18 protein-coding genes are annotated in these 22,606 nt (G+C 36.0%); 6 read left to right on the plus strand and 12 right to left on the minus strand.

The window, feature by feature from the left end:
• Positions 1 to 93: 93 nt before the first annotated feature.
• Complete coding sequence (locus tag DCC35_RS08505) at positions 94 to 1,386, plus strand: glycosyltransferase family 4 protein (protein ID WP_137090380.1); 1,293 nt, start codon at positions 94 to 96, stop codon at positions 1,384 to 1,386.
• An 86-nt stretch (positions 1,387 to 1,472) separates the two neighbouring features.
• Here the strand turns inward: DCC35_RS08505 and DCC35_RS08510 are convergent, their stop codons facing one another.
• Positions 1,473 to 3,920 carry a hypothetical protein gene (locus DCC35_RS08510; protein ID WP_137090381.1) on the minus strand — a complete coding sequence of 816 codons (2,448 nt, stop codon included), beginning with the start codon at positions 3,918 to 3,920 and terminating at the stop codon, positions 1,473 to 1,475.
• A 173-nt stretch (positions 3,921 to 4,093) separates the two neighbouring features.
• Here DCC35_RS08510 and ffh point away from each other — a divergent pair, with 173 nt between their 5' ends.
• A complete protein-coding gene (gene ffh / locus DCC35_RS08515; RefSeq protein ID WP_137090382.1) occupies positions 4,094 to 5,425 on the plus strand; it encodes a signal recognition particle protein in 1,332 nt (443 codons plus the stop codon).
• Positions 5,426 to 5,534: 109 nt separating this feature from the next.
• On the opposite strand, the gene DCC35_RS08520 is transcribed toward ffh, so the two are convergent.
• Positions 5,535 to 6,512, minus strand: a complete 978-nt coding sequence (locus DCC35_RS08520) for a pyruvate dehydrogenase complex E1 component subunit beta (protein WP_137090383.1) — start codon at positions 6,510 to 6,512, stop codon at positions 5,535 to 5,537.
• Between the two features lie 136 nt (positions 6,513 to 6,648).
• Positions 6,649 to 8,430, minus strand: coding sequence for a tetratricopeptide repeat protein (locus tag DCC35_RS08525; RefSeq protein WP_137090384.1), 1,782 nt, complete (start codon positions 8,428 to 8,430; stop codon positions 6,649 to 6,651).
• A 104-nt stretch (positions 8,431 to 8,534) separates the two neighbouring features.
• Here DCC35_RS08525 and DCC35_RS08530 point away from each other — a divergent pair, with 104 nt between their 5' ends.
• Entirely contained in the window at positions 8,535 to 8,789 is a 255-nt protein-coding gene (locus DCC35_RS08530) for a PspC domain-containing protein (protein WP_305067168.1), read from the plus strand.
• Here the strand turns inward: DCC35_RS08530 and DCC35_RS08535 are convergent.
• The 5 genes from DCC35_RS08535 to hisS are packed head-to-tail and all read right to left on the minus strand — an operon-like array spanning position 8,776 to position 14,973.
• Positions 8,776 to 9,810: a glycosyltransferase family 2 protein gene (locus tag DCC35_RS08535; protein ID WP_137090385.1), complete on the minus strand. Its 1,035-nt coding sequence runs from the start codon at positions 9,808 to 9,810 to the stop codon at positions 8,776 to 8,778. The two genes, DCC35_RS08530 and DCC35_RS08535, sit on opposite strands and share 14 nt — an antisense overlap.
• Before the next feature lie 5 nt (positions 9,811 to 9,815).
• A complete protein-coding gene (locus tag DCC35_RS08540) occupies positions 9,816 to 10,151 on the minus strand; it encodes a YbaB/EbfC family nucleoid-associated protein (protein WP_137090386.1) in 336 nt (111 codons plus the stop codon).
• 4 nt (positions 10,152 to 10,155) lie between these two features.
• On the minus strand, positions 10,156 to 12,105 hold the full coding sequence (locus tag DCC35_RS08545; RefSeq protein ID WP_137090387.1) for a T9SS type B sorting domain-containing protein: 1,950 nt from the start codon (positions 12,103 to 12,105) through the stop codon (positions 10,156 to 10,158).
• Positions 12,083 to 13,585 carry a histidine ammonia-lyase gene (gene hutH / locus DCC35_RS08550; protein ID WP_137090388.1) on the minus strand — a complete coding sequence of 501 codons (1,503 nt, stop codon included), beginning with the start codon at positions 13,583 to 13,585 and terminating at the stop codon, positions 12,083 to 12,085. The genes DCC35_RS08545 and hutH overlap by 23 nt, the downstream gene beginning before the upstream one ends.
• 26 nt (positions 13,586 to 13,611) lie before the next feature.
• On the minus strand, positions 13,612 to 14,973 hold the full coding sequence (gene hisS / locus DCC35_RS08555) for a histidine--tRNA ligase (RefSeq protein ID WP_137090389.1): 1,362 nt from the start codon (positions 14,971 to 14,973) through the stop codon (positions 13,612 to 13,614).
• A 217-nt stretch (positions 14,974 to 15,190) separates the two neighbouring features.
• Here hisS and DCC35_RS08560 point away from each other — a divergent pair, with 217 nt between their 5' ends.
• Complete coding sequence (locus DCC35_RS08560; protein ID WP_137090390.1) at positions 15,191 to 15,400, plus strand: hypothetical protein; 210 nt, start codon at positions 15,191 to 15,193, stop codon at positions 15,398 to 15,400.
• 50 nt (positions 15,401 to 15,450) lie between these two features.
• Here the strand turns inward: DCC35_RS08560 and DCC35_RS08565 are convergent, their stop codons facing one another.
• On the minus strand, positions 15,451 to 15,954 hold the full coding sequence (locus DCC35_RS08565) for a metallophosphoesterase family protein (protein ID WP_175402766.1): 504 nt from the start codon (positions 15,952 to 15,954) through the stop codon (positions 15,451 to 15,453).
• The gene (locus tag DCC35_RS08570; RefSeq protein ID WP_137090392.1) at positions 15,951 to 16,658 is read right to left on the minus strand and encodes a DNA alkylation repair protein; all 708 of its coding nucleotides are present in this window, start codon (positions 16,656 to 16,658) and stop codon (positions 15,951 to 15,953) included. The genes DCC35_RS08565 and DCC35_RS08570 overlap by 4 nt, the downstream gene beginning before the upstream one ends.
• A gap of 159 nt (positions 16,659 to 16,817) precedes the next feature.
• Here DCC35_RS08570 and DCC35_RS08575 point away from each other — a divergent pair, with 159 nt between their 5' ends.
• The gene (locus tag DCC35_RS08575) at positions 16,818 to 19,298 is read left to right on the plus strand and encodes a DUF5916 domain-containing protein (RefSeq protein ID WP_137090393.1); all 2,481 of its coding nucleotides are present in this window, start codon (positions 16,818 to 16,820) and stop codon (positions 19,296 to 19,298) included.
• Here DCC35_RS08575 and DCC35_RS08580 read toward each other — a convergent pair.
• A complete protein-coding gene (locus tag DCC35_RS08580; RefSeq protein WP_137090394.1) occupies positions 19,285 to 19,974 on the minus strand; it encodes a nitroreductase family protein in 690 nt (229 codons plus the stop codon). The two genes, DCC35_RS08575 and DCC35_RS08580, sit on opposite strands and share 14 nt — an antisense overlap.
• A 100-nt stretch (positions 19,975 to 20,074) precedes the next feature.
• Here DCC35_RS08580 and DCC35_RS08585 point away from each other — a divergent pair, with 100 nt between their 5' ends.
• Complete coding sequence (locus DCC35_RS08585) at positions 20,075 to 21,004, plus strand: tetratricopeptide repeat protein (RefSeq protein WP_137090395.1); 930 nt, start codon at positions 20,075 to 20,077, stop codon at positions 21,002 to 21,004.
• Here DCC35_RS08585 and DCC35_RS08590 read toward each other — a convergent pair.
• Complete coding sequence (locus DCC35_RS08590) at positions 20,987 to 22,486, minus strand: helix-turn-helix domain-containing protein (protein ID WP_137090396.1); 1,500 nt, start codon at positions 22,484 to 22,486, stop codon at positions 20,987 to 20,989. The genes DCC35_RS08585 and DCC35_RS08590 overlap by 18 nt on opposite strands.
• Between the last annotated feature and the right edge of the window lie 120 nt (positions 22,487 to 22,606).

The following is a 22,606-nucleotide window of genomic DNA, read 5'->3' on the forward strand; positions in this document are numbered from 1 at the left end:
TTTTAAATTAATTCGCATAATATTAATTTATTTTCAATTCATGCGGTATCTTCAAAATTTATATTTGCAAAGATTTGACAAAACTTAAATTAAATGCACAATATTTTAATAATTTCTTACTATTGGCCTCCCAGCGGAGGGGGAGGAGTGCAACGTTGGCTAAAATTTACCAAATATTTACCAGAGTTTGGTGTAAACCCGGTTGTCTTTACTCCAGAAAATCCAACGTTTGCATTCAAAGATGAGTCACTTCTGAAGGATATAGATAACGAACTGGAGGTTATAAAATTTCCTATTTGGGAACCTTATAAATTATTACCTGGTAAGTCTGATTCTGAGAAAAAGGCCGGGCAGGCCTTTGATAACAAAAATCGCACTCTACTTCAGGAAATGATTGTCTGGGCCAGGGGTAATCTTATTGTTCCTGATCCAAGAGTGTTTTGGGTAAAACCGTCGGTTAAATTTTTATCTCAATGGCTAAAGGATAGAAATATTGATTTGATTATTTCTACCGGACCACCTCATAGCATGCATTTAATAGGTGAAAAATTGAGTAAAAAGACTGGTATACCCTGGATTGCTGATTTCAGAGACCCCTGGTCTGAATGGCATCAATTAAAACACTTGAAGGTTTCTGCTCCTGTTTTAAAAATTCATCGAATGTATGAAAAGAAAGTGTTTAAAAATGCCAAAGCGGTTATTACCGTAAGTCCGGGAATGGCTGATGACCTGGGAAGATTGGGAGCAACAAATGTAAAAGTAATTAGTAATGGATTTGATCATGAAGATATACCGGAGAGATTGAATGAACTTTCGCCAGAGAAGTTTTTAATTTCGTACGTCGGAACTATTGATGATTTGAGAGATCCAAAACCCTTTCTGGAAGCATTAAAACAATGGTTAGAGGAACATCCGGAACGAATTGAAGAAACCGAAGTTCGAATTCATGGTATTATAAGCGAGTCGTTTTTTGGTGATATGCTTACCGATCAGACTTTAAAGGATGTCGTTAAAATTGGAAAGTACCTTTCACATGATGAAGTGTTTGATTTGGTTGGACGATCAGCTGCTCTTCTTCTTTTGTTATCAAAATTCAGTAACAGTAAAGGGTTTCTGACAGGCAAGTTGTTTGAATATGTTGCATCCGGAAGACCAATAATTGGAGTTATAGATGAAAATGGAGATGCTGCTGAATTAATTAGAGATGGTGAATGTGGTTGGGTTGCCGATCCGGATGATATTAATAAAATCAAGGGAAATATCGAGTCAGCGTATAATCGATACATAGAAAATCAAAATAAAGGATATAAGATTCGCAAAGAATCACCATATTCCAGAAAAAATCTAACTAAGAAACTTGCTTCAGTTATTGAAGAGGAGGTTTGAGAGAATTGAGCAATTAAATGATATTAAAATAACAAAGAGGCAATTGAATTTTATTCAGTTGCCTCTTTTTTTATGTGTTTCGTATCTTAATCTCTTTTGGTGAAGAATGAATATCCGATGCCCAGAATTAGCACTATAACCATTAACCAGGAGCTTATTGCTGTTAAGGGATTAAGACTATAATACACTTCAGGTCTGAAAATTAGCGCAATTTCAAAATCTCCACTTCTGTCAATTTCAATTGCCCTTAGCAAATAATTCACTCTCTTAATTGGAGTTTCTTTCCCATTAACTATAGCTGTCCATCCTTCGGGGTAAAATATATCGCTAAATACAAAGACTGTTTTTCCATTAGTTTTTGCGTTATAAACCAGGTTACTTGGTTCATACTGAGTCAGAGAAATTTGAGCATTAGCATTATAATTACCAGGTGTAATTTTATGTTCATCATCAGAATAAACAAGTGCTGTAGTTTCGGTATTAATAGCCGAAAGGTTTTCAAGAACAGCTTGAGCCGAACTTAATTCTTTCACTTGTGATATAGCCCATGCCGGGCCGTTTGCCTCTGGGTTTCTAATTACCTGTTCTGCCTGATCACCATATTTAATGTATTTGGTGTTAAGCATATTGATAACAGGGATTGAGTTAAAAGAAGCATTTCCTGATTGAAGATTTTGAACCAGGCTTTGCATTTCAGGACTGATATTATATTCTATTAGATCCTGGTATCTTCCCAGTTTTGCGCCGTGATACCCTCCAATTGATTCATGAAAATAAGATGTTCTTGCTTCATTAAATGGATTGGCCAGGTTTAATACACGGTAATGTTCAGCCGGATCTGATAAGATTGCTTCATCTGCCGGAGTTTTCGATATGTTCAATGCATTTCTTGCTTTGACAAAATTCTTGTCTCCAAAATATCTGTTATCCACACCCCAATGATCGATTAGAACTAAAACAATTATTGCTATCATGCCGATATTGAGGCTTATTTTCTTTTTCAAAGTAAAGAAAATTGCTGCTGCGGCAAGTAAGACGTAAATCAATGACCTGAAACTATCAGCCCTCATAAGAGCCACTCTGTCCTGTTTGAGAGCATTTGTAAACCATGCCGGGGCATTTAATTGCTGATCAACAGCTCCGGAAGTATTGATCCCTCCTGCAACTAAAATAATCAATAAGCAAATACCAGATGCCACGCCGGCACCAATTAAGAATTTCTTTTGGATCTCTTTATTAAATTCATTTTTTAATAGTTCATTGAAGCCAATAAATCCTAATAGGTTTATTGCAAAAATTGAAATGATAATTGTGAAAGTTACAGACCTGAATTTATTGTAAAGAGGGAAATTATCAAAAAGGAAATAATTTAAAGAAGGGAGGTTATCTCCCATCGATAAAAATATTCCAATTACAGCAATTGTCACCAGCCACCATTTATTTCTGGAATCTGCAAATATGATGCCCAGGATAAAAAGAAAACAGGAAATAGCTCCGGCATAATAAGGAGCAGTCAGTCTCTGGTCACCCCAATAAGTAGGTAAGCTTTTGATTTGCGATCTAATCTGGTTTTGAGGAAATCCCTGTGCAGCCATCGCATTGGCTACATTACTATCTTCACTCAATTCTTCACCTTGAGATCCTCCATAAATATTCGGAATAAATAATGTCATCCATTCAAATGTGCCATTGCTATACTCGAATGCATAATCTTTTGAAAGTCCTGTTTGATCTGCAGATTCAATTGGTGATTTTCCTCGAATCGAATACTTACTGTATTTATATGTGGCGGCCATTTCACCTGCGAATGTTCCTACACCAATAATAGCTGCGAATACTAAAACTCCTACTTTTTTAAATAATGAAGAGAAATGCTTTTCTTTAATAGCAAATACTAATTCATTAATACCAAAGCCAAAAACGATAAATAGTAAGTAATAGGTGATTTGAAGGTGATTTAATCTTAAGTGAAGCGCTAATGCAGCTGCAGTCAATGCGGCGCCTAATATGAACTTATCCCTAAAGACGAGCTTTATTCCTGCAAGTACAAGAGGCATATAAGCAATAGCACCTATTCTGGCATTGTGTCCAGCACTCAATCCGATAATTAAAAAACTGGAGAGTCCAAAAGAGATTGCACCTGCTATTGCAACGTATGGCCGGACTTTATATGAAAGTAATAATATATAAAAAGATAAAAACGCAATGAAGATCATTCGGACCGGATGCGGTAATGCTACACTGAAAATTTCATGCAATGCCTTAACAGGCCCATTACTCCAGTTTACATTAACTAAATAGGCAGGCATCCCGCTAAACATTCCATCAGCCCATAAAGTTTCCTTATCAGTATTATCTCGATATTCGATTACAGACTGTGCTCCGCCTTTCCATTGAGTAATATCATGCTGATTTATAGCCATGTTATCAAAGAATACCGGAGAAAAGAACCCCACAGTAATAAGTAAGAAAACAATAATTGCTATAATATGAGGTAGAACTTCCGTAGCGAAATTTATTTTTTTCAATTTCATTATTGAGTTGATTTATTTCTTTGCGTATCCTTAAAAAATACCTTTTAGTAGCAGGCTTACTTAAAATCTAATTGTAAATTTGAGGCAATATCAGCAAGGATTTTGGATTATACAATTCATGGGCTGTTAAATGAGGTATTTTTGCTTAATTTTGCGACAAAATAAAACTGGATATGTTCGAAAATCTTTCATATAAATTAGATAAGGCCTTTCAGACGTTAAAAGGTAAAGGTCAGATCACAGAAATCAACGTTGCTACTACCGCTAAGGAAATACGTCGGGCTTTAATTGATGCCGATGTAAACTACAAAGTGGCTAAGGAAGTTACGGATACTATTAAAGAAGAGGCTCTTGGTAAAGATGTATTAACCACAGTTTCGCCTGGTCAATTATTAATTAAGATTACTAATGATGAGTTGACCAAGCTGATGGGAGGGAAGCAGGAAGATATTTCCCTAGAGGGTTCACCTGCTACTATTCTTATCTCCGGTCTTCAGGGTTCAGGTAAAACTACTTTTAGTGGTAAGCTTGCAAATTACCTGAAAAAACAGGGTCGTACTGTTTTGTTAGTTGCCTGTGATATTTACCGTCCTGCTGCGATCGATCAGTTGAAGGTGCTGGGTGAACAAATAGGTGTTGAAGTTTACTCAGAACCCGAAAATAAAAATGCAGAACAAATTGCTGAAAATGCAATTAAGTACGCAAAAGACAATGGTAAGAGCACTGTAATCGTCGATACAGCGGGTCGTCTCGCAGTTGATGAACAGATGATGAATGAGATCGAAGGATTAAAAAAATCTTTGGATCCATCAGAAACATTATTTGTTGTTGACTCAATGACTGGTCAGGATGCTGTTAATACGGCAAAAGTATTTAACGAGCGATTAGACTTTGATGGTGTTGTACTCACCAAATTAGACGGTGATACCCGAGGTGGTGCAGCACTTTCGATCAGAACTGTAGTAGATAAGCCAATTAAGTTTATCTCGACCGGAGAGAAGATGGATGCCATTGATAAGTTCTTCCCGGAACGTATGGCAGGAAGGATTCTTGGTATGGGAGATGTTGTGTCTTTAGTAGAGAAAGCGCAACAAACTTTCGATCAGGACGAAGCTCAGAGGCTTAACAAGAAAATCAGGAAAAACCAGTTTGATTTCGAGGATTTCTTATCTCAGTTGCAGCAGATCAAAAAGATGGGTAATCTTAAGGATCTGATGGCGATGATACCAGGGATGGGGAAAGCAATCAAAAATCTGGATATAGATGATGATTCATTTAAACCGATTGAAGCAATAATTTTTTCTATGACTCCTGAAGAGAGATCTAACCCGGATGTTATCAATGGAAGTCGACGACAGAGAATTGCAACTGGTAGCGGTACTACAGTTCAGGAAGTAAATAAGTTGCTAAAGCAATTCAATGAGATGAAAAAGATGATGAAAACAATGAATAAAATGTCTGGAAATAAACGGGCAATGTCAGCAATGAATATGTTCAAAAGATAGTCATCCTAAAATGAAAATATAAAACCCGGAGCATTGCTTCGGGTTTTTTTTATGATTAAATAAAAAAAGGCCAAATAAGGCCTTTTATTTTTTATATAATACAATTAAACTATCTGTATAAAACAGCATTTACAGCATCAATAGTTCTTTTAACATTTGGTAGAGTTGCTTCAATTAAAGTAGGAGCATATCCTAAAGGAATATCTTCATTGGTTACTCTTTTTACAGGAGCATCCAGATAATCAAATGCATAATGCTGGATATGGAAAGCAATTTCCGATGAAATAGAAGCCAAAGGCCATGCTTCCTCTACAACTACCAATCTATTTGTTTTCTTTACAGACTCGACTACCTTCTTATAATCGATAGGTCTTACAGTTCTAAGGTCTATTACTTCAGCTGAGATATTATCTTTACTTAACTCATCAGCTGCTTCAAGAGCTATTTTCATCATTTTACCAAAAGAAACAATTGTTACATCATCTCCTTCTCGTTTGATGTCTGCAACACCAAGAGGGAGTAAATACTCGTCTTCAGGCACTTCTCCTTTATCCCCATACATCAACTCTGATTCCATAAAGATAACCGGATCATCATCTCTGATAGAAGATTTTAGTAATCCTTTAGCATCATAAGGGTTTGATGGAACTACAACTTTGAGTCCCGGAGTATTTGCATACCAGTTTTCGAAATTTTGTGAATGCTGAGCAGAAAGTTGGCCTGCATTTCCGGTAGGTCCTCTGAATACCATAGGAACTGGTACCTGGCCACCTGACATATAAAGCATCTTAGCTGCAGAGTTTATCACCTGGTCGATAGCTACAAGCGAAAAGTTAAAGGTCATGAATTCTATTATAGGTCTCAGGCCATTCATCGCTGCACCCACTCCTATACCGGCAAATCCAAGTTCTGTAATTGGTGTATCGATTACTCGTTTTGCACCAAATTCATCTAGCATGCCCTGGCTAACCTTATAAGCACCATTGTATTCAGCTACTTCTTCACCCATGAGGAAGACGTTTTCGTCTCTTCTCATTTCTTCTGACATAGCTTCACCAAGTGCTTCTCTGAACTGTATTTCTCTCATTGTTAACTTCGTTTCAAAACTGGACAAAAATAGCAATTACAACCTAATTATAAAAGCTATTATCTATTTAGCATTTTATGTATAAATAAAAAAGGTTGCCCGTAAGGACAACCTTTTTATTAGAATTATAAATTTCTTATTTCAATGCCTCAGTAAAAGCAGCGTTTCCAGCTACTGCAGCAAATTCAAGATCTGCAAGAGCCTTTTGCTTCAATGAAGGATCAGCAGAAACTGCATCACTAAGGTGCGATACAACCTGATCAACGTTGTTGCTTCTGGCAGCAGCTACTGCAGCAGCATAATGTGCTTTTGCAAAGTCGTTATCAGCTGCAATTGCATCTTCGAAAGAAGACATTGCTTTTTGAGTCTCGCCGTTTAATAGCTGAGCTAAACCTTTGTTGAATAGGTTAGTAGCATTTTCTTCAGCGTTAGATAGAGAAGTAGTCGCAGGACCATACTCTCCCATCATAATTTGAAGAGCTCCTTTAACACCGTTAAGGCCAGCTTGATTTTCAGCGCTTGGACTCATTTCAGTAACCGCTCTAGCTACATCATATGCTTTTTGGTTGTTACCCTGCATTACGTAAGCAGCTGCAAGAACAATGTGAGAAGGAGCATTTTCTTCCATTCTGTTAGCTATTTCAGCTTCGTTGATAGCAGAAGAAACTAATGCTTCATCACCTGATTCGCGAGCTTGTAGTAGATAAACAGCTCCAAGGTTATTGTGAGCTACCCAGTTATCTTCTTTTTCAATCGCGGCTTTGTAGATAGCTTCTTTCTCATCAAGAGAAGGAGTTAAAGTAGCTGCATATAGTAGTTCTTCCATTGAAAGAGTATCTGCATCAGCGTTTCCTTCTGAAATACCTTTTGCAAGAACTGAAATTTCAGCGTCAGTTTTCTTCTCTTTAACTGTTAAGATTTCAGTCTCTGAGAAACGTAACTGAGGATATACATCTCTGAACATTTTTCTGTAGAAAGGAAGGTCGTGTAATTGATCTTCTTTTTCTTCGAATACGCCAGGACCATTTACAATGTCGTAAACCTGCTGCTTCTCTTCTTCAGTAAGACCATCATAGTTTGCTAATGAATCTTTTAATGGAGTCCAGTCGCGAACAACTTCCTTAATGATGAAGTTGATGCTGTCAGCAGCTCCTTTGTAATCGTAACGATCCATTTGATCTTTGTAATACTTTTCGATTACTTCAGCACGGTTTCCTGCAAGATCAGTGTTAACTGTTTCAGGACCTTCTGGAGAGTGAGAACCAGTGATTGTCACTGTTCGTGTTACGTTTTTCTCAGCGATGAATCCTCTGAAGTATTCACCTCTGTCACTTCTTCTCTCTGAACTTCTTAATACAGAGCTTCCTTGTAAGAAGTAAAAGTTAATTTCTGTTGGTATTAATTCTTCCTGGTTGTTATAACCATGATCCGCAAATGCAGCGAAGAAAGGCTTTTCAACCAATTTAGATGTTGTGATTATTCCAGGAGCAACTGTCATTCTTTCAGTTTCCTTGAACTTTCCGTTTTCAGGGTTTGAAGCAACGCCCATAACCTGAAGTTCTCCTTTGCTCATTGCAGGGTCGTAAGGGAAAGAAAATGTTTTACTTTCTCTTGGCTGCTCATCGCTTGCATTAGGATAATCTTCAGCTCTGAATGAAACCTCTCCTACACTTACTTCCTGATCACCATAAACATAATAGTTTTTAATGGTGTACACTTTGCCTTTTTTCAGCATCTTAACAGGAAGAACTGCGGACATTTCATACTCAACTGTATCTGCATGAACCTCTAATGGATTCGGAGTTACAGTCAATTGTTGCTCCTTAGCCGCTTTTGTCATTTGGCTAAGACTACAACCTGACAATGCCAACATTCCTGTGATGGCAGCGGCAAAGACTAGTTTTCTCGCTTGAGTCATAATTTAAAGAAATTTTGATTGATCGTGTTTTCTTATTTTAAAGCTCAAATATGTTAAATTATTTGATTTCTACAAAATAAATGGACTTCATATCCTCCTATTCAATGAAAACAATTATATTTGATACTATGAAATTGAAGCTTGTGGATAAAATACAGGAATATTTTGAGAAACGTGCCTTTGGCGTGTGTAGTGCACTGGGCGATAAACTTGGAATTGCTTCTTCAAGTGTACGACTATATTTTATCTATGCCTCCTTTTTAACTTTTGGGTCTCCTTTGATCTTATATCTTGTACTGGCATGGATAGTAAATATTCGTAAACATCTTCGAAGACGGAATAATACTATTTGGTATTAATTTTTGATTCCAGTTCCTCAAAAGCACTTTTACCTTTTATATAATGTTCCAGAATCAATGAGGCATTAAGGACACCCGTCATATTTGCGCTTTTTGAGGCAGAATTAATTTCATGCCTTTGTTTAATCAAGTTACGAAATTCTGCGTAGACTTTAAAATGAGCTCTTATTACCGCCCAAAAGTGCTTAATTCCACTGTCTAAGGAGATTTTAATCGCGCCAGGAGCATCTAATAATAATCTTAAAAAGAATATCAATACCCATTCTTTTCCAGGATAATTACGTATGATCATCCGAAGATTATTCCTGAAATTAAGATAGGTTTTAAATGGGGATTGTTTTTGTAAAGTCCCACCTCCCAAATGGTATACCTTACTTTGTGGTAAGCAATAAAGATCCAGTCCTAATTTTTGAATTCTCCAGCAAAGGTCAATTTCTTCCATGTGAGCGAAAAAATCTTCAGCAAATCCTCCTGCCTTATCAAAAACATCTTTTCTGATTAGCATGCAGGCTCCTGAAGTCCAAAACACTTTAGTTGGATTATTATACTTTCCTGTATCCTTTTCAAGGTGATTGAAAATCCGCCCACGACAAAATGGGTAGGCCAGTTTATCCATAAAGCCACCTGCAGCACCTGCGTATTCGAAATATTGAGGTTCCCGCAGTGATAGGATTTTTGGCTGGACAGCAGCAGTATTTGAGTTTTTATCAAGAAAATCTACTAATGGCACTAACCAGCCTTCAGAAACTTTTATATCTGAATTAAGGAGTAAAAGGTATTCATTATTTATATGCTGAAGTCCTCTGTTATAGCCGCCTGCAAATCCGTAATTCTGATCAAGCTCAATTAGCTTAACAGATGGATGATGTTCCCTGATCCATTCTAAAGAACCATCAGTACCTGCATTTTCAATTACATAGATATCGGCTATATCAGAACTTTCTTTAATTACTCCCGGTAAATAATTTTGTAAGTGGGGGAGGCCATTATAGTTTAGGATTGCAATTGCAGTTTTTTTCATTCAGCTTACTTCATTAAGCTATCCAGGTCAAGACCGGGAATATTTGGAATCATTCCCTCTGTTTTGGATTTCATATGTGCTCTTGCCTCTTCATCAGCTTGATCCATCGCTTTATTAATAGCAGCAACTGTAAGGTCCTGGATCATTTCTCTATCATCCGGATTGATAAGGGATTCATTTATCTCAATTGATACTACTTGCTTTTGGCAATTTACGATGGCAATTACCATTCCTGCCCCCGCTTCACCTTTTACCTGAATGTTGGCAAGTTCTGCTTTTGCCTCTTCCATTTTCTTTTGGGCTTCTTTGATTTTGCCCATCATATTCCCTAAATCAAACATTTTCTTACCTTATTAACGTTATACTTCCTTTTTGATTAAAGGGGTCTCCGGATTCTGTCACTCCTTCAATTACATAAACATAGGTTCCGGATTCCACTTCATTTCCTTTAACGATACCATTCCATGTGGGGTTATTACTGTCTAATTCTTTTATTAATTCACCCCATCGATTGTAAAGATAAATATTATAGTTGGATATGAAACGACCAAAAAAAGTGATTTCATCATTTAGCATGTCTCCATTTGGAGTGAAAGCAGTTGGGTGTATAATAGCAGGAGATAATTCTGCAGGAATCAAATTGCTATAAACGACTGTCCCATCTGATAAAGTGATTCTGACTCTTAAGAATGCCGAACGTACAACATCTAATGGCTTTTCAATTATACTTAAATCCTGACCTGAATATAATGTTTCTAGCAAGACTCCACTCTCGTCAAGATATTCTACTTCATACTGAGCTACTACAAATTCATCGCTCAAATATTCTGTCCATTCAAGATCAGCAGTACCACTGGAAGTAATAAATTCGCCTTGCAAAATAGTTGGACAAACTACCGGGTCATTTTCAGAAAAATTACCACAATTATCTGCAGTTCTCACTGAATAGCAATTAATGAGATCTAGATCGGTTGCCTCATCTGTATATTGTTCAGCATTAACCCGGTCTATGGGTACCAGGTTACTTGTATTAGTCGATTTTAAAATCTGAAATTCATATTGTGGATCTGGTGATATCCATGTCAGTGATATACTTTCATCTGCGTTAATATCTGCAACAATATTACTGATCCCTGGTAGTGGTTCATTAAATAAAGCTGTCAGAGTAACTGAATTTGAAGTCATCGAGAAACCATTAAGGTCATTAGTACCAGCATAAAAAGTTTCTGAATAATAGGTATAACCCTGGTTGCATATCAGGTCAATATCATTCCATGAGCCAGTATTAGTTGCAGGAGAAATATTGTCAAACGGATTCCCATCTCTATAGATAGCCAAATTACTCAATGGAGTAGTATTGGTCACCCAGGATATTTGGTTCTGAGCATTAGTTGCCTGACCATTTATTTTCAGATTGCAGGCTTCGACTGATTGATTATAAGTGTTATCGCAAGCATCATAGGCGTCAATACGGAAACAGTAAGTATTAGAAGCGGTATTTAGTCCGGCATAGGTTAGCGTTGTTTCTGTGCCATTGATCGTGTCAATTTCATTAAACCCACTATTTCCTGCTGCACGGAATACTCTGTAAATATTGTTGTCAGAAAGATTAAAGTTCAATGTTATCCTACCATCATTAGAAGATGCATTTTCAGTGATTACCTCTTCAAAATCAGTCTGGGTCAAAGAGCCCGGAATAGGAATTACTGATTCAGTTTCATTTGGACAATTTTGTGCATCACCCTGATTGAATCCTCTAACAGTAACATTAAAAGGACCAGCTAAAGTATAAACATGTCTTACTTGCTCTGCTGGAGAGGATACAATATCGCTTGAACCATCATTGTAGAAAATTTCAAAATTGTCAAAATTCGGATCTTTTGAAAAATCGATCAGAATCTCATTGTTTTTACAGGTAAAAATGTCAAAATCAGGTGCTGTCCCTGAGGGTAAAATTTTTACAGTGAGAAAATCCAAAGGCGGATCTCCTCCGGCAGCAGAGGAATTTCTGACATATGCTATAGTATAGGTGCCTGGTTCTGTATAGGTAAATGATTGGTCAGTATCAAGAACAAGGTCCTGGCCTTGATTATAGTCAAATATATATCCATCCGCAGGATCTGAAACAATATTTGTAGTAGCTGTTACAGTAAGATCAGCGCATCCTGATGCATAGTCAACTGTAAACCATCCGTTGTCACTATCAACTTGTCCAAATGTAAATTGAAAGTGACATAGGATGAATAAAATAAATAAAAGGCTCTTTGTTATATTAATATTTATCGATCTCAACACGTTTTAAAAAATTAGATGCATTGACAATGTCATCATGTAAAACACGGTCAATATCTATAAACGAAACATCTTTACAAAAATTATTGAGAAAATCTTCAAGTAAAGGACTTGTTTTCAATGGTCTTCTAAAGGAAATGGCTTGAGAAGCACAGATTAACTCAATCCCGAGAATAGAATAAAGGTTATCAATAACCTTGAAAGCTTTAACAGCTGAATTTGCACCCATACTGACATGATCTTCCTGTCCGTTTGAAGAAACAATTGAATCAGTGGAAGAAGGTACGGCTAGTTGCTTATTACTGCTTACCATAGATGCAGCAGTATATTGAGGAATCATCAATCCTGAATTCAAGCCTGGTTTTGCAACTAGAAAATCAGGCAGGTCTCTGGAACCACTTACTAATTGAAAAGTGCGTCGTTCAGATATATTGCCAAGCTCAGCCAGTGCAATAGCTAAAAAGTCAAGAGCTAATGCTAAAGGCTGCCCATGGAAATTACCACCACTGATTATTTCATTTTCTTCAGGAAAAATATTCGGATTATCAGTAACACAGTTTACTTCGGTTACAAATACATCATAAGTATATTTTAAGGCATCCTTGCTTGCCCCATGCACCTGAGGAATACATCTGAATGAATATGGATCTTGCACATGTTTCTTAGCCTGCTTAATCAATTCGCTACCTTCTAATAATTTCCTGATTCGTTCTGCAGTGGCAATCTGGCCTTTTTGAGGTCTGATTTTATGAACAAGTGCATTAAATGGTTCAATTCTTCCATCAAAAGCATCCAAAGATGTAGCTCCGATAACATCTGCAAGAGTACTGATTCTTTTTGCATGGATAAGACACCAAACTCCAAAAGCACTCATGAACTGGGTTCCATTTAATAAAGCAAGACCTTCTTTAGCTTGAAGTTGAATTGGTTCCCAACCCATAATGGTATTAATTTCTTTCCCACTCAGAACATCATCTTTATAATGTACTTTTCCCTCTCCAATCAAAGGAAGGCATAGGTGAGCTAAAGGCGCAAGGTCTCCAGAAGCTCCCAAAGAGCCATATTCATATATTATTGGAGTAATGTTATTATTGAACATCCCGATCAATCGTTCAACTGTTGAAAGTTGAACCCCGGAATTACCATAAGAAAGAGATTGAATCTTCAATAATAGCATTATTCGAACGATCTTCGGATCGATTTCTTTTCCCGATCCGCAAGCATGAGATTTTACCAGGTTTTCCTGTAGTTTCCCCAGGTCTTCTTTGCTAATGCTATGCTTGTATAGAGAACCAAAGCCGGTGTTTATTCCATAAATTGGCTGATCAGACTCTTTTATAGTTTTATCGAGATATTCGCGACACTTAATAATGTTGTTCTTTGCTTCGTCAGAAAGCTCAACCTCAATATTATGAGTTACCAGATCATTGATCTTATCAAAGTCCAGATGCTCACTGGAAATAAGATGTTTTTCTTTTTGCATTACTTAGGGGTTATGGGTTTTTTCTGTTATTTCAATTTCTCAATGATTTGGTCAATAGTAAGAGATTCCTGATCTCCGGTTTTCATATTTTTAAATGAAAGTAATCCACTTTTAATTTCTTCACTGCCAATAACTATTACAAAAGGGATGTTTTTATTATTTGCATAAGTGAATTGCTTTTTTGGCTTCGCAATGTCCGGATAGATTTCTGATGAAATATCATTTGCCCTGAGTTTAGAAATAACTCCCAGACCATATTTGAGAGACTCATTATCAAAATGAGCGATCATGACATCGATTGTTTTCAATCCTTCATCAGGAAACAGGTTTAATTCTTCCATTACATCATAGATGCGGTCAACTCCAAATGAAAAACCAACTCCTGAAAGTCCGGGCATTCCAAAAACTCCGGTCAGATCATCATATCTTCCACCACCACTGATGCTACCCATTTTTACATTTAATGGCTTTACCTCGAATATAGCCCCGGTATAATAACTAAGACCTCTTGCTAAGGTGAGGTCCAGAGAAACTTTATCTGTAGGGGTGTTGGTTGTATCAAGTATTTCGAAAATTTCTTTGATTTCTTCGGTTCCTTTCTTTCCGGTTTCTGAGTCAGAGAATAATGATTCCAATTCGGATATTTTGTTCTGATTTGGCCCGGAAAGATCTAAAACAGGCAGGATCTTATTCAGTGACTCATCACTAAATCCTTTACTTTTTAGTTCTTCAACTACTTTATCGATCCCGATTTTATCGAGCTTATCGATTGCTACAAGAAGGTCACTTTCTTTATCACTTGCTCCGGCCAGTTCTGCCAGTGCTCCGAGAAGTTTTCTGTTGTTTATTTTGATCTCATAATTCTCCAAGCCCAGTTTTCCGAAAACTTCCGTCATCATCATGATTATTTCAGCTTCGCAGATAAGTGAATCCGTACCCACAACATCTGCATCACACTGAAAAAATTCTCTGTATCTACCTTTTTGAGGCCTGTCTGCACGCCATACTGGTTGTATCTGGTATCTTTTGAAAGGAAGATTGACATTGTGTCTGTTCATTACCACGTACCGGGCAAATGGAACAGTAAGGTCGTATCTGAGACCTTTTTCAGCTATTTTAGGCAACATAGCTTTCTCACCCGATTCATATTCAGCGGGGGAAGTTTTTTTGAGAAATTCACCAGAATTCAGAATTTTAAAAAGTAACTGATCCCCTTCATCTCCATATTTTCCTGTTAAAACCGAGAGATTTTCCATCGAAGGAGTCTCCAAAGGTTGAAAGCCATATTTTTCGAAGGTTCTTTTTATCTTATTAAAGATATAATTTCTTCTGGCCATCTGTTCCGGTCCGAAATCTCTGGTTCCTTTTGGTAATGAAGGTTTTTGCATTTTATAAGCTACTTTAAAATTTTTGCACAAAACTAGGAAATATTCCTCCTAACTGCTATTCGAAGCATGGGATATGCTGATAGAATTATTAAAATGAATTATTATTTAAGATAATTTTAGCGATTTATATCTTAATATTTAGCGAGATTGAAAAAATATTGTACTTTTGCATTCCAATTAACAATACAGAAATAAGAATTTAAAATTATATATAGCGATGGCAGTTACTAGATTAAAAAGAAAAGCGCTTAAAAATAAAGCAAGATCTGCACAGAGAAAGCAAAAAATGAAGATTCAAAATTTTCAGCCTACTATAAATAAGGTAGATGTTGAAGAGGCTGCTGCAGAATTCAAGAAAGCACCAAAGAAACCTGCAAAAAAGGTTGCTAAGGAAGAAGAGAAAAAAGCAGAAAAGAAAGAAGATTAATTTTTCTTTGTTTATGAAAATACAATGCCCTGTTTCTGACAGGGCATTTTTTATTTAAGAGAGGCGCGTTTCCCCAATTCAATTACTTCAAGATCTGAAATATTACCTGCATTAATTGAAAATCGAAGGACTGTTTTGATTTTATGAAAACCTGTTTTCCCTGCAGCACCCGGGTTCATGTGAATAAGGTTTCTTTCCCGATCGGGAATTACCTTCAGAATATGAGAATGACCACAGATAAATAGACCGGGCTTTATTTCTTCTAATTTTTTCTTAATTCTGGAAGTGTATTTTGGAGGGTATCCACCAATATGAGTAATCCACACCTTTAAACCTTCTATTGTAAATATTTGATCTTCAGGAACCTCCTTAATAACATCACTTCCATCAATATTTCCGTAAACTGCCCTGACAGGTTTGAAATTTTCTAGAGTATGTAAGACTGATATATCACCAATATCTCCTGCATGCCAGATCTCATCACACTCTTCAAAATATTTAAGAACATTTTCTTCAAGGTGAGAATGTGTATCTGATATCAAGCCAATCCTCATAATTCTTTGGTCTTTTTTATTCGGGTTTGAATTTTATCACATGTAATCTCCTTATAAATGATATTCCCAACAAGTTTTGACTTTCCTTTATTAATACTGATCATTTCTTCTGCAAGCTCAATCATATTTTTGTTCAGGGGAATGTTTCGTTTTCCAATTTGTCTGCCTGCCCAGTCTATAGCTTTCAATACAATTCTTTCTTTTTCGCAAATGCTTCTATTTTTTATCAGGTCAAAATATTTCTCAAATTCTTCATTTTTTAATTTTTTATTATGAACTGCTGATGAAGCAATAGTTGCAAAAGAGGCTCTTCGTTTAAATGTATGTTCCGAATCAGCCCATTCATAAATCAAATCACCATAAAATGTAGTTTTATCAAGGAGGTCCATACATAGATGGTCGCAGACTGCCCAATTGTCCAGGTCTTGGGCCCAGCCTTCTATTATTTGCCTTTTTATCGTTTTGGGGTCAGCTATCATTGATGATAAAATACGAGCTTCCAGATATCCCGTGTTCCATAACTTTTGGGCCAAATCATTATTTTTTGGTTTAATGGTTTTGGCGATTCTTCTTATTTCGGGATTTCGCACACCAAAAGATTTATTAGATGAGATACCGAACTTTTGTTTCCCAATTCGGTCCCTCTCAGAACCAGCTTGTTTAAGTTTATTTATGATCCAATTCAATCTATTTTCAATATTCATATTTGTATAATTTCTTACACTTGTTTATAAAAGTACATTGAAATAGAATTTGATGAAACAAAATCTAATCAATGTGCGTAAATTTGTATTATATAAAGAGTTTTCCAATGAGCTTTTTGTATCTGTTGATTGTTTTTGTTTTTTTTTAATTATAAATCTATGTTGGACCGGAGAATTTTCTCAGGACTGTTGTTTTTTTGTGTTTATTCAATTCAAATTCTCGGATCAGAAGATTTTTCAGAGAACAGTCTAAAGGCTACAAGATTTACTTCAGAACAAAGCATATCCATCGATGGAGATCTTGATGAAGAGGTCTGGAATGATATTAATTTAGGAAATTCAAAAAAGTTTATTCAACGAGTTCCAGAGAATGGAGCCAAATCAAATTACAGGTCCTCTGTAAAGGTTATTTACGATGATTTTGCAATCTATGTTGCTGCGAAGTTATATGATCCAAATCCTTCAGATATCCCTGTTGAAATGGGAGAGAGAGATAATCGTGGGTTGAATTCTGATTATTTCGGAGTGTTTTTTGACACCTATGCCAAAGGTCAAAATGCATTTGGATTTCAAGTAACATCCGCAAATGTTCAGGCAGATGTCTATTATACTCAATCTGGTGATGATACAAACTGGGATGCAGTTTGGAGTAGTGCAGTTAAGATCACTGATGAAGGCTGGCAGATTGAAATGAAAATTCCTTATTCAGCATTGAGGTTTCCCGAGAATGAAATTCAAAACTGGAATATTAATTTCATGAGAAGAATTCGCGAAACTAATGAGGAGTCCTATTGGAATTTTGTTGATAATTCAGTTTCCGGTTTTGTAAATCAGTTTGGTAAGCTTGAGGGGTTGAGGAATATAAAGCCACCTGTGAGATTACAATTATATCCATTTATTGGATATGTAGGAGTAGTAGAACCTAATGGCAGGATGTCCAATCAGATGTCTTTCGGTATGGATTTGAAATACGGGCTTTCTGATGCTTTTACTCTTGACATGTCACTTATACCTGATTTTAGCCAGGTCCAATCAGATAATGTAGTATTAAACCTTTCTCCGTTCGAAGTTAAGTACGATGAAAACCGTCCTTTTTTCACTGAAGGAATAGAACTTTTTGATAAGAATGGTCTTTTTTATTCAAGGAGAATCGGGCAGTCATCAGGAGAAATTGCTGGCGAATACTCTGATTTAGATAGTACTGCAATTTTCCCCGGAGACCCGTCGTTAATCAATTCATTAAAAATTTCAGGCAGGACTAAAGGTGGCCTGGGTATCGGATTTTTAAATGCCGTGACCAATAAAACTGAAATGACCGTAATTAATACTGAAACCGGCGAACAGAGAAATGTAACTGTTGATCCATATACTAACTTTAATGTTATGGTTGTGGATCAAAATCTTAAGAACAACTCAAACTTTAGCATTATCAATACAAATGTCACCCGGGGAGAAGGTGGTCGTGATGCTAATGTTACTGGTACAGAAATCAGGCTCAGGGACAAAAAAAATAAATTTCAATTTTATGGCTTTGGAGCGTTAAGCAATGTGTGGGAAAATAATGAAAGTGGAGAAAGAGTTCTTGATCAGGGTTTTTCTTATAGATTATCAGCCAGTAAGATAAGTGGAAACTTAAGATATGGAGTTGACAGAAGTGTTGAATCTGATAATTACGATATAAACGATCTTGGTTTTTTAAGAGCACCTAACGACTTTAATCACAGTGCTTTTATTGGTTATGAAAAGTTTAACCGCTTCGGAATTTTTAACAGGGCCGAGGCCTATGTTTCAGCATCTTACAATATGCTTTATGAGCCAAGAGTTTTTACAAGAGCATCAGTAAATACCTCCATTTGGGCACAGACAACTAATTTCTGGAGTTTTGGATGGAATGCATCTTACAGGCCTGTAGATGAAAATGATTATTTTGAACCACGTGTACAGGGAAGATTTTTTAATAAACCCGAGAATTTTAATACCGGAATTAATATTAGTTCTGACAGAAGAAAACGATTTAGCTTTAGAGTAAATGCAGGTTTCTGGACACTTCCTGAGAGAGATCAATTCGATAATTGGGTTTCAATATCTCCAAACTTTAGAGTTTCTAATTCACTCTCTTTAAATTATGACTTGAGTTATTTAAAGGTAAGAAATGAACATGGTTTTGTAGATCTTGAAAGTACAAATGATAACGTAAATATATATTTTGGAAGTAGGGACAGAACTGAGGTGACTAACACTGTATTTGCCAGGTATACTTTTAACCCTAAAATGTTTTTTACGATCAGGGCGAGGCATTACCTTTCAAATGCGAATTACGAGGAGTTTTTTGAACTCGGTGATGACGGAAATATGGATGAGACAGAATTCGGTAATATTTCAGAAAACAGCGCTTCAGAATATAATGTGAATTTTAATTCATTTAATGTTGATTTTGTTTATTCATGGCAGTTTGCTCCGGGAAGCTTTTTAACATTCAGCTGGAAAGATGCAGCTATTGATCAAACTAACATTGTTCAATCTTCTTACAGAGATAATCTCGAAGGTATATTAGATTCAGGGCATACTAATAATTTTTCTTTGAGGCTGACTTATTTTCTGGATTATTTATCTATCCGCAAGGCGTTTAATAAATCTTGATATAATCATCTGTTGATTTTTTAGATATCGACGGAACATAAGTTTTCTCAGCCGGATACCCTATCGGTAATAATAAAAAGGGTCTTTCATTGCCTGGTCTTTCAAGAATATTATGCAGGAAATTCATGGGGCTCGGAGTATGGGTGAGTGTCACTAATCCTGCATTGTGTATAGCTGAAATAAGCATACCACAAGCCAGTCCCACAGATTCATTCACATAATAGTTATTGTGCTTTTCTCCGTTCTCCATTTCGAAAACCCTTTTAAAAACTATAATTAAATATGGTGCTGTTTCAAGAAAAGGCTTGTGGTGATCAGTGCCAAGATGTTCCAGATCTTTTAACCATCTTTCACTCATCCGTGACTCATAGCTTTGCTTTTCTTCTTTCTCAGCTGCTTCTCTGATCTTTCTTTTTATTTCAGGATCCTTTACTACACAAAAAGTCCAGGGTTGTTTATTTGCACCACTTGGGGCTGAGGAAGCTGTTTTCAGGATGTTTTCAATCACCTCGTATGGTACTTCTTTATCGGAATAATCTCGTACAGAACGCCTGTTGAGAGATAGTTCTAATAATGCCTTTGACCTCTCAATCATTTCTTCGTTTGAATAAAAATCCTGGTAATAACGCTGATGAGTGTAACCGTTAACTTCTATTGTGTCTTTTGGATCGATCATTTGAATGTATTTTCAAATTAAAAGAATAAAAGTAAGTAATTCTTTCTTATAATTATGTCAGCTGAAAGCTATCTTTAACAAAAAATCACCTGGAGTTAAGATGAAAAATCTACACATATTGTTATTTATATTAATTTTTATTTTTTCATGTGGTAATGACGATGACCATACGGCAAAATTTAAAGAGGCTAATACTCTTTTAAATAAGGGAGAATATGAATCGTCAATCAAACTTTATAAATCCCTGTTAGCAGATTCTATAACAGATAAGAGAATATATAACAACCTGGGAGCAGCATTCTTGAGAAGTGAACAGCCAGATTCAGCGATACTTTATTTAGGAACAGCAATACAACTTGATGAAAACTACTATGATGCAAAATTAAATAAAGTGCAGGCGTTATTGGCAAAGGGAGATTTTAAGAAAGTTGTAAATGAAACTGCTCAAATGGAAATAAATTATCCTGATTCGACCATATTAAAACTGATAACAGGAATGGGATCAATGCAAATTGGAGACTTTAATATAGCAGAGGAAAAATTCTTATATGTTTTAGAAAGACAACCAGATAATATTGATGCGAAGATCAATCTCGGAACGATTTATTTATTTAGAGATGAATCTGATAAAGCAAGGGATCTTACTCTTTCTGTAATAAGTCAGGATGCTGAAAGGCATGAAGCATTTAATTTGTTTGGAATGATTTTGTTGGCAAACGAGGATTATAAAGCGTCTATTGATGCTTTTGACAGGGCTATCAAATTAGGCAAAAGTGCAAATTATTACAATAATAAGGCACAAGCCTACCTTGCCATGGGAAAAGTTAAACAGGCAAAAAAAATGCTGGATAAAAGCGAAAACATAAATAGTGATAATTTCTATTTATGGAGAAACTTTGCATGGTATCATTCTCTAAATAAATCAGACTCGGTTAATTATTTTTTAGATAAAGCCCGAAATGTAAAGAATTCTAAATATTTGAGAATTGAACAAGATTCCATATTTGAAAGATTAAGTTCTACTTATTAATCTATCAATAGCCGATTTCATTTGTTTTATCTTTTGCTCGTGATTTAATACATGAGGAGGTGCGGCACGTTCGTTACAGTCTACTGCTGGACATCTTTCACAAGTTTCATTTACCATCCGGATGTTTATTCTGTCGTCATCAGAGAATTTTATCGTTTTTCTCAGTTTACTATTAATTAGAATTCCAATAGAAATACTGTAATTAACTGTTTTCGTTCCGGGGCGAGGCATAGCAACAGTAAATAATAAGTATTCATTTTCACCATTGATATATCTCGACTTCTGTGCTTTAAGTATCGGAGTAGTATATTTTCCTGATATTTTTAATTCTTCCAGGTCATCCATTAGGGTCAAACTCAGCCATCTTCGACAATAATGTTGGTTTAATGCAGTAGCGTGAGGATTGTGAAGTCCTGCAAGGTGCATTTCCTTGGTAAGGCTAATATCTTTATTCTCTTCATTCCTGGTAAAGCGTAGGAAAAATAGCTGTTTAAGTCCAAAATGCTTTGGTAAAATATTGGTCATCCTGTGAAAAAACACCTCCGGAGTGCAATGGTATTTTTCTATTATAGCTGTGAAATCATCCGGGCACCACCCTTCATTATTAAATAATTTTTTGAGATCGGCTGTAATTGCTTTTTCTCTTATTAAAAGTGCCCCTGCAAAATATGCTGCCTTAAAATTGTTGAGGACCTTTTCAAAGCTGTTTACTTCAAGCATAGATCCTGCATATTCTCTGGTATCTAACTTTAAGAATATATATCCAATCTCTTTTGCTAAAATAAACGCTTTTTGTTCACTAGTCAGAAATTTATTTAACAGCAACATGGGCTGTTTTCCAGGTACGAGTAACGATCTTAAATCTCTTAAAGAATTGTGGGTGTCCTGAAGTGTGTATGATATTTTTACTCCAAAATCTTCGATGAGAATTTTTTCCAAATGCTTGTGTTCCAATATTTCTCCTTTGGTCAAATGAAATTGTTGATAGAACTTGTCAACTGATCTTTCGAGTTCATCGAAGTAATTTTCATTCATTTCCTGATAAGTGCGAAGTACAGAATAGTAAAAGTTTTCTACCCCCATATCGTAATTTCGGCCAATTTCAATCAGGGTTGATATAAAAGCATTGAATTTAGTAGGGGTAGTCATCAGGAGATTTATTAGTTCAACAGGTTCTATTCCAAAAATCTCCAATGGTAATTCATTTAAAATATTTGAGCGAATAAGGTCGGCGATTGGAGCTAATTTTTTACCCAATTGTAAAGAAACCAACCAGTCGTAGGTTACTTCAAATTGCTCAGCGAGTGCAGCGATTTTATCCGCTTTTGGATACTTTTTTCCTTTTTCAATTTCATTGAGATATGATACCGAAATGCCCGTTTTCTTGGATAAATCGGACAAACTTAGTTCGTTATCCATCCTGAGTTGCCTGAGTTTTAAGCCAAAGATTAATCGGATGTTTTGTTCGTTTATTTCCTGCATAGTTGTAATCATTTTCGCGTAATATAACAAAATGGCGTAAATATTTCAATAGCGAAAATTCGCTTTTTATTTATTGTTCGCTCGTCTACATTTGTAACAGTCATAAACGCAAACCAAAAA

It is taken from the genome of Mangrovivirga cuniculi, from assembly GCF_005166025.1.
Lineage (GTDB): Bacteria > Bacteroidota > Bacteroidia > Cytophagales > Cyclobacteriaceae > Mangrovivirga > Mangrovivirga cuniculi.